A 13,234-nucleotide genomic window follows, 5' to 3' on the forward strand; every position below is an offset into this window, starting at 1 on the left:
GTAGTCTCGGCACCCTGCTGATGAAGCTCCACTTAATTCTCCTACCCGATATTGGTAAGCATTGCTGAAAAGTGGAGTGGACGGCCGAAGGTCCTGTGTCCAACTCGGCCCTTCATGGGTCACTATGGCCGGAGGGTCACCGACGTCAGCCATGGGAGGCACCATGAAGCTCGGCAAGGCACTGGCCACCGGGGTCGCCGAGGAGCGGCCGGTCGTCCACGAGGAGAAGACCCGGCAGCCCGAGGAGCCCGCCCGCACCGCACCGGCCGAGCCGGCCCGCGAAGAGGTCCCGGCCGCCCGATGAGGCTGCGGCTCCCGGCGGAACGCCCGACGGAGCCGCCGACCGGCTACAAGATCGCCCACCCGGTGCTGTCCCAGGACGGCACCCGGGCCGGGTTCACCGGCGTGTCGCTCGGCGGCGCGCTCCCGTACGGGGTTCTCGACGACGCGTCCTGCGTCTACGGGCGCAGGCACCGCCCACCCGCGCGCCTGTGCGACTGCGGCTTCCACTGCGTCCACGACCGTGCGGCCGCCGAGGCCCTGATGTGCACCACCGAACACCGCGCGGCGCTGCTGCTGGAGGTCTCCGTGCTCGGCGCCTACATCCGCTTCGAGCGCGGCTTCCGCTACGCCCGGCAGCGGGTGCGCACCGCCACGGCCGGACCTTGTGCCTGCGGTGCGGCCGCGGGCGCGCTGGCCGACGCCGGCTGGGGCAGACCCGGCTGGCGAGCGCTCGGTCCCGCCTGCGCGGGCTGCGTGGGCGGCCGCACGTCCCTCTCGCTCGCCGAGTTCGCCCGGCTGGCCGGGGAGGGCCTGCGGGTGACGGCGGGCGGCGGCGGTGCGCCCGCCCTGTTCGCCGAGTCGGTACCGGGCGCGGGGCTCGGCGTCCCCGAACTCGTCGCCGAGGCGGCCCTGTTGCAGGCGCGCCTCGACTGGTTCCAGACCCAACTCGCGCGCCTGGGTGAACGGGGGGCCGGGGACGGGGACCAGGGCTAACGGTCTTCGACCCGGGTACCCGCAAGTTCCGTAGAGAGAGGAGGCGGAACACCGTGACCGTGACCTCACACGCACGGCCCGCGGTCGACGGGCACCCCTCCACGGGTGAACTCGTCAACCGGGCCACCGAACAGCTCTCCCGGCTGCTGAGGCAGGAAGTCGCCCTGGCCAAGGAGGAGCTCACCGAGAAGGGGCGGCGCGCCGGACGCGGTGGCGGACTGCTGGGCGCCGCGGGCGCCGTCGCCTACGTGGGACTGATAGCGCTGGCCGGTGCGGCCACCGCCGCCCTCTCCCTGACGCTGCCCGTGTGGGCGGCGGCGCTGATCGTCGCGGCCGTGCTGTTCGCCGTGGCCACCGTGCTGGCCATGACCGGGCGTGCCCAGCTGCGCAGCGCCGGACCACCCACGCCCGAGGAGACCCTCGGCAGTGTCAGGGCGGACGTCGACGTGATCAGGGAAAGGGCACACCGATGACACACAGGCACCGCTCGGGCGCCAAGGGCCCCGACGAACTGCGGCAGCAGATCGAGCAGACCAGGAGTCAACTCGGCGAGACCGTCGCCCAGTTGGTGGACAAGGCGGATATGAAGGGCCGGGCGCGGGCACGGGCCGCCGACCTGATGGACAAGGCCGGCGCCATGACCGTACAGCTGCGTTCCACCGCCGCGCACGCCGGGCACGGTGCCCAGGGCCGTGCCGCGCAGGCTGGTCACGCGATGCAGGGGACGGCGGCGAAGGCGGGCCATGCCGTGCAGGGGACGGCCGCGAAGGCCGGGCATGCCCTGCAGGCCAGGGCCGGCACCGGGCACGGCGCCGCGGGCGGTCAGCTGATGAGCGGCAGGGCCGCCGAGGCCGGGCACCTGGTCCAGGACAAGGCCGCCCGGGCCGGCGCCGTCGTCGAGCGGCAGGCCGTGCTGTCCGCCCGGAAGGCCGGCGAGGCCCTGTCCCGGGTGCCGCGCACGGCGCTGATCGCGGGCGCGGCGGGCGCCGCCGCCCTGGCCGCCGGCTTCCTCATGCGCCGCAGGCGCCACGGCCGCTGAGCCGGACGGCGGGCCCGGCCGCCCCCACCCTCTCACCGAAAACTCTGTCCGCCTGGACGAGAAAAGTTTTCGGTGGGAGGGTGGATCCATGCTGGACGTGACCGTGATCGAGGACCCCGAGGCAGCCGCCGTGTCACTGGACCCGGTGCGGGCCCGGCTGCTCGCCGAGCTGACCGCCGAACCCGCGTCGGCGGCGATGCTGGCCGGCAAGGTCGGACTGCCCCGGCAGAAGGTGAACTACCACCTCAAGGCGCTGGAGCGGCACGGCCTGGTGGAACTGGCCGGGGAGCGGCGCAAGGGCAATGTCACCGAGCGGCTGATGCGCGCGACCGCCGCGTCGTACGTCATCTCGCCGGCCGCCCTGCCCTCCGTGCAGCCCGACCCGGACCGCTTCCGCGACCAGCTCTCCGCGCGCTGGCTGCTCGCGCTCGGCGCCCGCCTGGTGCGGGACGTCGGCGCGCTGATCACCGGTGCCACCCGGGCCCGCAAGCGGCTGGCGACCTACGCCCTGGACGGCGAGCTCCGCTTCGCCTCGGCCGCCGACCGCGCGGCCTTCGTCCAGGAGCTGACGGCGGGCGTGAGCGCCCTGATCCGCAAGTACGACGCCCCCGGCGCCGAGGGCGGCAGGGACCACCGGATCGTCGTCGCCCTGCACCCCACGGTCAAGGACCGGCCCGCCCCCGAACCGGACCAGTGAGCAGGAGCCCGCCATGTCCCAGGAATTCGAGATCGTCCGCGAGTTTGAGGTCGACGTCCCCCCGGAGAAGGTGTGGGAGGCGGTCACCACCGGCACCGGGGGCTATCTGTGGCCGATGGACCCGCCCGAGCCCCGCGAGGGCGGCCGGGGTCCCTTCGGATCGACGGTCACCGCCTGGGACCCGCCCCACCGCTACACCAACCGCAGCGAGAACGTGGGCATGCCCACCCAGTCGCTCAACCAGCTCGACTACACCATCGAGCCCCGCGACGAGGGCCGCCGCGCCTGGGTGCGCTACGTGCACAGCGGCATCTTCACCGACGACTGGAACAACCAGTACGACGGCGCGAGCAAGCACACCAACTTCTATCTGCACACCCTGTGCGAGTACCTCACGCACTTCGCGCCCCGCCCGGTCGCCTTCGCCCAGGTGAACGGCCCGGCGGCCTCCGCGACCCCGCGGGCGCTCGCCGCCGCCGGGCGCGCCCTCGGCCTGCCGGACGACGCGTCCGCGGGCACGAAGACCGGCGTCCGGGGACCCGGCGGGCGGACCCTGGACGCCGAACTCGACTACCGCAGTCCGTACTTCATCGGGCTGCGCACCGACAGCGCCCTCGTCCGTCTCTTCGGACGGGGCAACTGGGGTGCGCCGCTCGGCATCAGCATCCACGACTTCGCGCCGGACGCCGATGCCGGACGGAACGAGAGGGCCTGGCAGGACTGGCTGAACGGGGTGTTCAGCCGGCCCTGACCGGCCGCGCTCACGGACGGAAGCGCAGCACCTGCGGGTCGTGGTCGCTGATCTGGTCGTGGAACTCCGAGTTGATGTGCACGCTGTCGTACTCGAAGTCGCAGCCGCGCCGGATCGACGGGCTGATCAGGATCTGGTCCAGGACCTGCTCGTTGCCCTGGTAGTCGTAGGTGTAACGCTCGCTCCTCGGCAGCGACTTGATCGCCGACCAGAGCTCGCCGTCACCCTCCATGATCTTGGCGGTGTCGGAGAACTCGAAGTCGTTCATGTCGCCGAGGGCGATGACGTTCGCGTTCTTCTGGATCTTCAGGATGTCCTTGACGAACGCGTTCACCTCGGTCGCCTGAGCGTGGCGCTGGATCTCCGAGCTGCGCGTCACCGGCTGGTACTGCGCGGTCAGCGGCTGGTCGCCGCCCTTCGAGATCAGGTGGTTGCCGATCACGAAGACGGTCTTGCCGCGGAAGACGAACTGGCCGACCAGCGGCTTGCGGCTGTCCTTCCAGGCCGCGTTCGCCGGGTCGATCCGGCCCGGGGAGGCCGTCAGCTCGGCCTTGCCGTGGTCCTTGGTGACGCCGACCGCGGTGGTGGAGTCGCCGCCCGCGCGGTCCACGAAGGACACCCGCTCGGGGTTGAACAGGAACACCTGGCGGATGTTGCCGCCCGGCTCGCCGCCGTCCTGGTCGTTGACCGGGTTGATCGAGCGCCAGTCGTACTTCGGGCCGCCGGCCGCGACGATCGCGTCGATCAGCTTGTTCACGGTGACGCTCGCGTCGACCGTGCCGTCGTCCGTGGCGCCGTTGTTGTCCTGGATCTCCTCCAGGGACACGATGTCGGGCGACTGCAGGTTGTTCACGATCGCGGCGGCGTGCTTGTCGAACGTGTTGTCCGACGGGTCGAGGTTCTCGACGTTGTACGTCGCCACCGCCAGCTCACGGCCGCTCTGCTTGCGCGTCGTCTCGCGCTGCAGGCCACCGCTGTGCAGCGTGCCGAGCTTGCTCGCGACGAGCGTGTAGCCGCCGTACTGGTTGAAGTCCAGCGGGCCGGTGGTGGCGCCCTCCAGGGTGTCGCCGACGTTCGCCGCCGGGAAGTCGGCGGTGGCACCCAGCGACTGGATCTGCAGCCGGCCGGTGTTCTGGGAGTCGTACGAGCCGTAGACCGTGCCGCCGCGGCGGTTGCGGTGCTCCCACGGCTTCACCGTGACCCACAGCTCGCTGTAGGGGTCGGTGCCGGTGACCACGCGCGTGTCCTCGACCTGGACGTTCATGCCCTCGAGGGACTCGTAGTAGTCCAGGGCGTACTTCGAGGGGTCGAGGGTCAGGCCGTTGATCGAGCCGGCGGCGGCGGTGTCACCCGCGGGGGTGTACTCGTCCGGCACCGAGTTCCGGTCGATGACGACCGGGGCCGGGACCGCGTTGCCCGTGGAGACGGTCGTGACCGCCGACTTGGTGATCTCCGTCAGGGACTGGTTGCCGGTGGAGGCGCCGCCCGGGACGTACTCGGAGACCGTGCCGGTCACCGTGACCGAGTCGCCGACGGCGACCTTCGGGGTGGAGCTGGTGAAGACGAAGACGCCCTCGCTGGTGCGCGGGTCGGCGTCCGGGTTCGGGTCCTGCATCCAGAAGCCTCTGGAGGAGCCGTACGTGCGCGTGGCCGTGACGATGCCGGGCACGTCCGCGACCTTCTGGCCCACGTACGGCGATATTCGGGTGGTGCCCTGGACGTCGTGGATACGCACCGAGTCGGCGTGCGCCGGGGAGGTGAGGACGACAGCGGACGCCGCACTGCAGACGGCGGCGACGGTGAGCGCGGCGAGACGCGCGGAAGACCTGCTCGGCAAGGGTTCCCTCCGGGGACATACGTGAGCGCCGGGACGAGGGTGGAACGGTTGCGTGTAGGGCCGGTAGCCCTCTGTGACACGCGTAGAGCCGAGTGAACAGTTGTCCCCCGAACTTCTACGCGCGTCAATCTCCAGCCTGCGCCCGGGAGTTGTCAAGGTTTCGGCCATGTACGGCGGCTGACGGAGAGATGAACCGGGCGGCATGGGTGGAAATCCGTCTAGGCTGAGCGGCTGAGCCCGTTTCACGGTCCGAGGAGAACCAGCCGATGTCAGACAGCTCCCCCCTGCCGCCCGTACGGCTGCATCCCGAAGCGGAGCTGGCGCGCGCCGCGCTGTCCACGCCCCTGCTCTCCCGGGCCGCCCGTCTCGCCCGCTGGGCCGGACCCGGGACCCGGGTGGACGCCGGCGGCGGGCTGGTCGAGGAACAGCTCCCGGCCGCCGCCGAACTGCTCGGGCTGAGCGGCGACGACGCGGCCGCCTGCGCGAGCGAGGCCTGGCGGGTCGCCGTGGACGCGGGGCTCGTCGAGGTCGTGGACGAGGAGGCGGGCACCGTCCGGGCGGGGGAGGATCTGCAGCTGCTCACCGGCGGCTCCCCGCACGACGTGCTCGCCGTGTGGCTCGCCGCCCTGGAGACCGTCCTCGCCGACGCGAGCGTGCCCGACCTCGACGACCTCGTGGACGCCCTGGACGAGGGCGGCGAGGTCGATTTCTCGTCACTCGACTGGGACCCGGAGGCCGAGGCGGAGTTCCTCGACGGAGTCCTCGGCAACCTCTACCTTCTGACGGTGAGTGAGGACGGCGCGGGTGAGGGTCCTGTGCCGCTGCCCGCCCTCGCCGCCTCGATGCTCGTGCCCGACGACATGGGTGAGCCCACCAACGACGTCCTGGAGCAGGTCTCCGACGCGATGATGCGGCTCGACGACCAGTTCCGCATGCTGGAGCCGGTCGGGCTGGTCGAGTACCAGCCCGTGGACGAGGCGCTGATGGCGGACATGGAGGACGGGGCCGAGGAGGCCGCCGCCGCGGTGGACGAGACCGACGTCTCCCGCTACGGCATGGTCCGGCTCACCCCGCTCGGCGCCTACGGAATCCGGGCGCGGCTGCTGGAGGCCGGCTTCCAGGCGCCGGCCGTCGGTGAACTCGTCGACAAGGGCGCGGACGTGCTCCTGGACGGCACGGCCGGTTACGGCAGGTCCGCCGCCCGGGCCGAGACCGAGCAGTGGCTCGGGCGGCGCGAACCGCTCGCCGCCGCCCGCGAGTTGCTGTCCGCGGCGCGCGGCTCCGACGCCGGGGCGCCCCTGCGCCGGCTGCGCTGCCAGCAGGCGCTGTCCCTGGTCGGCGCGGAGGCCGAACCGGCGCTGCGGGAGGTGCTGGACGACCCCGAACTGGGCGGCCTGGCCCGCGTCTGGCTGAGCGAGCGGGGGGCCGCCGGGGTGCCGGCGCCCTCCCAGGACCTGGTGTTCTGGCTGACCATCGACACCGTGGCCGCGCAGCTCCAGGCCGAGGGCAACTCGGAGGAACTCCAGGCGCTCGTCGAGGGACTGGCCTCGCAGCACAGCGGGTTCTTCGCGGCCGCGTGGCGGGTCGGGCACCCGGCGACGGCCGACGTCCTGGAGGCCATGGGCCGGCTGCACCCGGACAAGAAGGTGGCGAAGGAAGCGCGGAAGGCCGCGTTCAAGGCCCGCTCACAGCAGGGCGGTTGAGCGACGCGGGGAGCGTGACACGGGCGGTTCTTTGGCCGCCCATGGCGGAATGCATACGGATTCTTGAACAAGGGCCTTCGGTGTCGCCCGGCGTTCAACTCGTGTTCAGGGTCCGACGGGAGCGTGTGCGCCGAACCGGGGCCCGCCACCCTCCACGGCACTCCCACCGTCACAGGAGACACCATGTCGCTCACCCGCAGGGACTTCGCCAGGAAATCCGCGATCACCGGTGCCGGGGTCGCCCTGGCGGGCACCGTCGGCGCCCTCGCCACCGCGCCGAACGCCCTCGCGTCCACGGAGACCGACACCGGGAGCACGGACGGCGCCCCGGCGCACGGCCACCACGGCGTCGGCTACGGCCCGCTGATCCCCGACCCCGACGGCATCCTCGCCCTGCCCGCCGGCTTCTCCTACGAGATCATCACCTACAGCGGCAGGACGAGGCTGGAGTCCGGCGAGTTCACGCCGTCCAACCACGACGGCACCTCCACCTTCGAAGGGCCCCGCGGCGCCACCCTCCTCGTCAACAACCACGAGCTGAAGGGCCCGCGCGCCGACTGGACGTACCCGGTGCCGCTCACCGAGGGCCTGGTCTACGACCCCGCGGCCGCCGGCGGCTGCACGGTGGTCGAGGTCCGCCGCGGCCACGTCGCCGAGTGGGTGGGCATCGCCGGCACCTCCACCAACTGCGCGGGCGGCAGCACCCCGTGGGACACCTGGCTGACCTGCGAGGAGACCGAGGACAAGGCCGGCCAGAACGGCATGACCAAGGACCACGGCTACGTCTTCGAGGTCGACCCCGCCGACCGCCGGGCGGGCCGCGACCCCAAGCCATTGAAGGCGCTGGGCCGTTACGCCCACGAGGCCGTCGTCGTCGACCCCAGGCGCGGCCACCTCTACCTCACCGAGGACGCCGCCGGCCCCAACGGGCTGTTCTACCGCTGGACTCCGCCGGCGGGCTTCCGCCACGGCCGCGGCCGACTGGGCACCCTCGCCGACGACGCGGGCGTGCTCCAGGCCTTCAAGTGCTTCGACTCCGGCGGCAGGTTCGTGGACGACCTCTCCCGCGCCACCAGGACCGGCACGGTGTACGGGGTGGACTGGGTGGACGTCCCGGACCGCGACGCCAGGACGGTCTCCGTCCGCAAGCAGTTCACCGCCGGCCAGGTCACCCGCGCCCGCAAGCTGGAGGGCATGTGGTGGGGCGACGGCGGCGTCCACGTCGTCTCCTCCTACGCCCGCTCGGAGAGCCCCGTCCAGCACGACGGCCAGGTCTGGTTCTACGACCCCAAGCGGCGCACCCTGACCCTGAAGGTGCTGCTCGGCGTGAACCCGGACCCCGCCGCCGACGGCGCCTTCGACGGCCCCGACAACATCACCGTCTCCCCGTACGGCGGTCTGGTCGTCGCCGAGGACGGCGAGGGCGTCCAGCACCTGTTCGGCGCCACCGACAGCGGTCGGACCTACCCGATCGCCCGCAACGAACTGAACATCGGCACCGCGCAGGAGCCGGCGTACAGCGAGTTCACCGGCGTCACGTTCTCCCCCGACGGCCGGACCCTCTACGCCAACATCCAGGAGCCGGGCATCATGCTCGCCGTCACCGGGCCCTGGAAGCGGCAGAAGCGGTAGTTAATTCGTTCGCCCGACCCGCGGCACTCCTCCTAGAGTGATGAACGTCCAGGTGCGAAGGCAGGACCTACTTCCACTGATAATGGGGCGGCCGCGGGTTCGAGTCCCGCCACCGGTACGACGAGCCGGTGTAGCTCAGGGGTAAGAGCACCTTTGTCGGTTCCGCCGGCCTCGATCTCTGGACACCACAACTTCATGCACCTCCCGGTGCGCAGGCGGCGGTTACTTCTTTCGCAGAGAATCCCGTGCCGCGGCCGACTTGATCTCGGGAGGCGCAGCTCAAGGTGGGTGCCCGGTGTGCAGGCGGCGGTTACTTCTTTCCCAGAGAATCCCATGCCGCGGCCGACTCGATCTCGGACCCCCTCCCTTTGCCGCGCCTCCCTCCGAAACGCAAGAGAATTCGGGGGAATTCAGCATGTCGCGATTCAACACCAAGGCCGCCAAGGCGCGGCCGAGTTCGCGGGTGACGTCCACGGGGCGAGTACTGCGCACATACGAGGGCGGCCGCGGAAACGAGCGTGACGCGCGCTCCGAGCTGTTTCTGCTCGCCGTCTCCGACTTCGTGTCGCAGCGGACCTTCTACGAGAGCGGTGAGGCCCGCGACGACCGGTTCGCCGCGCTCGTGCGCGAGCTCGCCGTCTCCGACCCGTCGTGGACGGCCGGCCTGCTCGGCTGGCTGCGCGGTGAGGGCAACATCCGTACCGCCGCGGTCGTGGGTGCCGCCGACTACGTGAAGGCGCGCCTCGACGCCGAAGTCACCGACGGTCCCGCAAATCGGCAGGTCATCGCCTCCGTGCTCCAGCGCCCGGACGAGCCCGGCGAGTTGCTGGCCTACTGGACGGCGACGTACGGCCGCGCCGTCCCCAAGCCCGTCAAGCGCGGGATCGCCGACGCCGTACGACGGCTCTACCACGGCAAGTCGCTGCTGAAGTACGACACCGCGTCCAAGGGATACCGCTTCGGCGACATCCTCAACCTGGTGCACGCGGTGCCGGACCCGGACAAGCCGTGGCAGGGCGAGCTGTTCCGGTACGCGCTGGACCGCCGGCACAACCCGGACACCGCCGTGCCGCCCGCCTCGAACCGTGTGCTCAACGCGCACCGCGAGCTGATGGCGGTGCCGGTCGGGGAGCGACGGGCGGTCGTGGCGGCGGCCGACGGCGCCGAGCGGCTCGCGGCCGCCGGGATCACCTGGGAGGCGCTGGCCGGGTGGCTGCAGGGCCCCATGGACAAGGCGGCCTGGGAGGCCGTGATCCCGTCCATGGGCGCGATGGCGCTGGTCCGCAACCTGCGCAACTTCGACGAGGCGGGAGTGTCGGACGAGGTCGCTGCCCAGGTCGCCGCGCGCATCAGCGACCCGGAGCAGGTGGCTCGCTCGCGCCAGTTCCCCTTCCGCTACCTCGCCGCGTACCAGCACGCGCCCTCGCTGCGCTGGGCGTACCCGCTGGAGCGGGCGCTCGGCCACTCGCTGGCCAACGTGCCCGCGCTGCCGGGCCGGACGCTGGTGCTGGTCGACCGCTCGGGCTCGATGTGGGCGCGGCTGTCGGACCGCTCGGAGCTCAACCGGGCCGACGCGGCGGCGGTCTTCGGCACCGCGCTCGCGGTGCGCGCCGAGGACGCCGACCTCGTGGAGTTCGGCTCCACTAGCCGGCGCCTGGCGTTCGACAGGGGTGAGTCGGTGCTGAAGATCCTGGGGCGCTTCGGCGACCTCGGCGGCACCGACACCACCTCGGCGATCCGCGCGCACTACCGGGGACAGGACCGGGTGCTGATCGTCACCGACGAGCAGTACGCGCACAGCGTCCACGGCGGCCCGACCGAGCAGGTCCCGGCCCACATCCCGGTCTACACCTGGAACCTGGCGGGCTACCGCGCGGGCCACGGCCCGTCGGGCACGGGCAACCGGCACACCTTCGGCGGCCTGACGGACTCGGCCTTCCGGATGGTGCCGCTGCTGGAGGCCGCCCGCGACGCCCGGTGGCCGTGGGAGGCGTGAACCGCCTCCGGCGCCGAACGTGGCCCGCGCCCGTACGGGGTGCGGGCCACACCCTTGTCCGCCCGCCTCCTGATATCTAACATTTCAGTTCGTGGACGCTCTACGACCCGTTCCCCGCACCCTCCTGCGCGACCGCGCCTACACGGCGATCAGGGACGCCATCGTGGCCGGAGAGATCGAGCCCGGCGCGGCGGTGCGCGACGCCGACCTCGCGCAGCGGCTGGGGCTGTCCCGGGCGCCCGTGCGCGAGGCGTTCGCGCGGCTCGTGGACGAGGGGCTGCTGGAGAGCAAGCCGCAGAGCTACACCCGGGTCACCCCGCTCGTCGCCGCCGACGTACGGGACGCGGCCGCCGTGGTCGGCGCCATGCACGAGCTGGCCACCCGGGTCGCCGTGCCCCGGCTGCGGGACGCGGACCTCGCCGCCATGCGCGCGGCCAACGAGCGGTTCGCCGCCGCCGTCCGCGCGGGGGACGTGGACGAGGCCCTGCGCGCGGACGACGCCCTGCACGACGTGCTGGTCCGGGCGGCCGGCAACCGCGCGGCCGCCGCCACCGCCGCCCGCTACACCCCGCTCATCCGCCGCCTGGAGCGGCAGCGCTTCGGCGAGGGCGGCTCCTGCCGCTCGGCCGGGCTGCACGAGCGGCTGATCGAGGCCTGCGCGGCCGGTGACGTGGCCGGCGCGGCCGACGTCACGGCGGAGATCTGGCGCACGCTCACGGCCCTGGCCGACCCCGACTGACCCTGGAGGCCCCGTGTCCCTGTCGTCGTACGACCGCTACCCGCTCCTGTTCGGCCCCTCCCCGGTGCACCCGCTGGAACGCCTGACCGCCCACCTCGGCGGTGCCGCCCTCTGGGCCAAGCGGGAGGACTGCAACTCGGGGATCGCCTACGGCGGGAACAAGACCCGCAAACTGGAGTACCTGGTGGCCGACGCGCTGGCCAAGGGCTGCGACACGCTGGTGTCGATCGGCGGGGTGCAGTCCAACCACACCCGCCAGGTCGCCGCCGTCGCCGCCCGTGCCGGACTGGGCTGCGTGCTGGTGCAGGAGAGCTGGGTGGACTGGCCGGACTCCGTGTACGACAAGGTCGGCAACATCCTGGTCAGCAGGCTGGCCGGGGCCGAGGTGCGGCTGGTGCGCGCCGGGTTCGGGATCGGGGTCAAGGAGAGCTGGGAGCAGGCGCTGCGGGACGTCGAGGCGGCGGGCGGGAAGCCGTACGCCATCCCGGCCGGTGCCTCCGACCATCCGCTCGGCGGGCTCGGTTTCGCCCGCTGGGCCCACGAAGTCGCCGCGCAGGAGGAGGAGTCGGGCGTCTTCTTCGACACGGTCGTCGTGTGCTCGGTGACCGGGTCCACGCAGGCGGGCATGGTCGCCGGGTTCCGGGCGCTGGAGGAAGCGGGCGGGCGGCCGCGCCGGGTCCTCGGCATCGACGCCTCCGCCGAACCGGCCCGCACCCGTGAGCAGATCACCCGCATCGCCCGTGCCACCGGGGAACTCGTCGGAGTGAAGGGCGAGTTGACGGTGGAGCTGGACGAGCGGTACCACGCGGGGACGTACGGCATCCCCGACGGGGCCACTCTGGAGGCGATGCGGCTGGCCGCGCGGACCGAGGGCATGGTCACCGACCCCGTGTACGAGGGCAAGTCGATGGCCGGGCTGGTGGACCTGGTCCGGCGCGGGGAGATCGGCGGGGACTCCACCGTGCTCTACGCCCACCTCGGCGGCCAGCCCGCGCTCAACGCCTACAGCGCCCTCTTCTAGCCGGGGCGGCGCCGAGGGCACGCACCGGGGGCGGGGCGACGAGGGGCGGGGCCATGATGGAGGTGTGCCCCGTCCTCCGACGCACGGACCGGCCGCCGTTTCCGGCCGCCTCGGCTCGGCCCCCACGCCCCGGACCGCCGTGGCGTGGCTGCCGCCGGCCGAGCTGTGGCCGGCCGTCCAGGCGATCCGCGTCGAGCACGACCCGCAGATCCGCCGCTGGCCGCCCCATGTGAACCTGGTCTTCGGCTTCGTGCCGGAGGAGGACTTCTCCCTGGCGCTCCCACTGCTGGCCGCGGCGGTCGCGGGACGCGAGCCCTTCGACGTCCGGCTCGGCGGGGTGCACGCCTTCCGCCACAGGGCCTACGCCACCGTGTGGCTGGATCCGGCGGCGGCCGGCGACGCGCCCTGGACGGAGCTTCGGCGCGTGCTGGCGGAGCCCTTCCCGAACTGCACCGACCGCTTCCCGCGGTTCACCCCGCATCTCTCGCTCGGGCGCACCCGGGCCCCGCGCGTCCTCGCGGCCGAGTGCGCCGCCCGCCTCGGCGTCCTCCACGCGCGCGTGTCCGAGGTCACCGTGCTCTCCCGCCGCGGCGACGGCCCCATGCACACCCGCGCCACGATCGCCCTGGGCACGGGGGCGATGAGCCACCACCTCGACCCGGAACCGGCGACGGGCGGCTACGAGCCACCGGCACGGGACTGACCGGGTGACCGGCGGCCGCCGGGTGCGGGTGGCCGGGGTGGGCGCTGAGCGGGGGGCCTGGGCGTCGGTAGGATTCGGAGGGGATCCCCGGTTCGCTGTCCCCGGTTCGCGAGGAGGGGC

Annotated in this window: 13 protein-coding genes; 12 read left to right on the forward strand and 1 reads right to left on the reverse strand. The window is 72.7% G+C overall.

All coding sequences use genetic code 11. The features are described from left to right. The first annotated feature begins 163 nt into the window (after positions 1–163). From ACZ7FF_RS04350 to ACZ7FF_RS04375, 6 genes are all read left to right on the forward strand, one after another. Positions 164–304: a hypothetical protein gene (locus tag ACZ7FF_RS04350; RefSeq protein ID WP_470809330.1), complete on the forward strand. Its 141-nt coding sequence runs from the start codon at positions 164–166 to the stop codon at positions 302–304. Then, positions 301–996 (forward strand): hypothetical protein, encoded by a 696-nt coding sequence (locus ACZ7FF_RS04355; RefSeq protein ID WP_470809331.1) that lies wholly within the window; start codon positions 301–303, stop codon positions 994–996. The genes ACZ7FF_RS04350 and ACZ7FF_RS04355 overlap by 4 nt, the downstream gene beginning before the upstream one ends. Before the next feature lie 53 nt (positions 997–1,049). Next, positions 1,050–1,469 carry a phage holin family protein gene (locus tag ACZ7FF_RS04360; RefSeq protein WP_470809332.1) on the forward strand — a complete coding sequence of 140 codons (420 nt, stop codon included), beginning with the start codon at positions 1,050–1,052 and terminating at the stop codon, positions 1,467–1,469. Further along, positions 1,466–2,035 (forward strand): DUF3618 domain-containing protein, encoded by a 570-nt coding sequence (locus tag ACZ7FF_RS04365; RefSeq protein ID WP_470809333.1) that lies wholly within the window; start codon positions 1,466–1,468, stop codon positions 2,033–2,035. The genes ACZ7FF_RS04360 and ACZ7FF_RS04365 overlap by 4 nt, the downstream gene beginning before the upstream one ends. Before the next feature lie 88 nt (positions 2,036–2,123). Further along, positions 2,124–2,732: an ArsR/SmtB family transcription factor gene (locus ACZ7FF_RS04370; RefSeq protein WP_470809334.1), complete on the forward strand. Its 609-nt coding sequence runs from the start codon at positions 2,124–2,126 to the stop codon at positions 2,730–2,732. A 13-nt stretch (positions 2,733–2,745) separates the two neighbouring features. After that, a complete protein-coding gene (locus ACZ7FF_RS04375) occupies positions 2,746–3,483 on the forward strand; it encodes an SRPBCC family protein (protein WP_470809336.1) in 738 nt (245 codons plus the stop codon). Between the two features lie 10 nt (positions 3,484–3,493). Here ACZ7FF_RS04375 and ACZ7FF_RS04380 read toward each other — a convergent pair whose 3' ends face one another. After that, entirely contained in the window at positions 3,494–5,320 is a 1,827-nt protein-coding gene (locus ACZ7FF_RS04380) for an endonuclease/exonuclease/phosphatase family protein (protein ID WP_470809338.1), read from the reverse strand. 266 nt (positions 5,321–5,586) lie between these two features. Between ACZ7FF_RS04380 and ACZ7FF_RS04385 the strand changes: the two genes are divergently transcribed. From ACZ7FF_RS04385 to ACZ7FF_RS04410, 6 genes are all read left to right on the forward strand, one after another. Next, positions 5,587–7,023, forward strand: a complete 1,437-nt coding sequence (locus ACZ7FF_RS04385; RefSeq protein ID WP_470809340.1) for a hypothetical protein — start codon at positions 5,587–5,589, stop codon at positions 7,021–7,023. 183 nt (positions 7,024–7,206) lie between these two features. Further along, entirely contained in the window at positions 7,207–8,655 is a 1,449-nt protein-coding gene (locus ACZ7FF_RS04390; protein ID WP_470809342.1) for an alkaline phosphatase PhoX, read from the forward strand. A 415-nt stretch (positions 8,656–9,070) separates the two neighbouring features. Beyond that, positions 9,071–10,651 carry a TROVE domain-containing protein gene (locus ACZ7FF_RS04395; RefSeq protein WP_470809344.1) on the forward strand — a complete coding sequence of 527 codons (1,581 nt, stop codon included), beginning with the start codon at positions 9,071–9,073 and terminating at the stop codon, positions 10,649–10,651. Positions 10,652–10,742: 91 nt separating this feature from the next. Further along, a complete protein-coding gene (locus tag ACZ7FF_RS04400; protein WP_470809346.1) occupies positions 10,743–11,390 on the forward strand; it encodes a GntR family transcriptional regulator in 648 nt (215 codons plus the stop codon). A 13-nt stretch (positions 11,391–11,403) separates the two neighbouring features. Next, complete coding sequence (locus ACZ7FF_RS04405) at positions 11,404–12,411, forward strand: 1-aminocyclopropane-1-carboxylate deaminase (RefSeq protein WP_470809348.1); 1,008 nt, start codon at positions 11,404–11,406, stop codon at positions 12,409–12,411. Positions 12,412–12,475: 64 nt separating this feature from the next. Continuing rightward, positions 12,476–13,114, forward strand: coding sequence for a 2'-5' RNA ligase family protein (locus ACZ7FF_RS04410; RefSeq protein WP_470809350.1), 639 nt, complete (start codon positions 12,476–12,478; stop codon positions 13,112–13,114). Positions 13,115–13,234 lie beyond the last annotated feature (120 nt).

Source organism: Streptomyces sp. NPDC037126 (genome assembly GCF_055605965.1).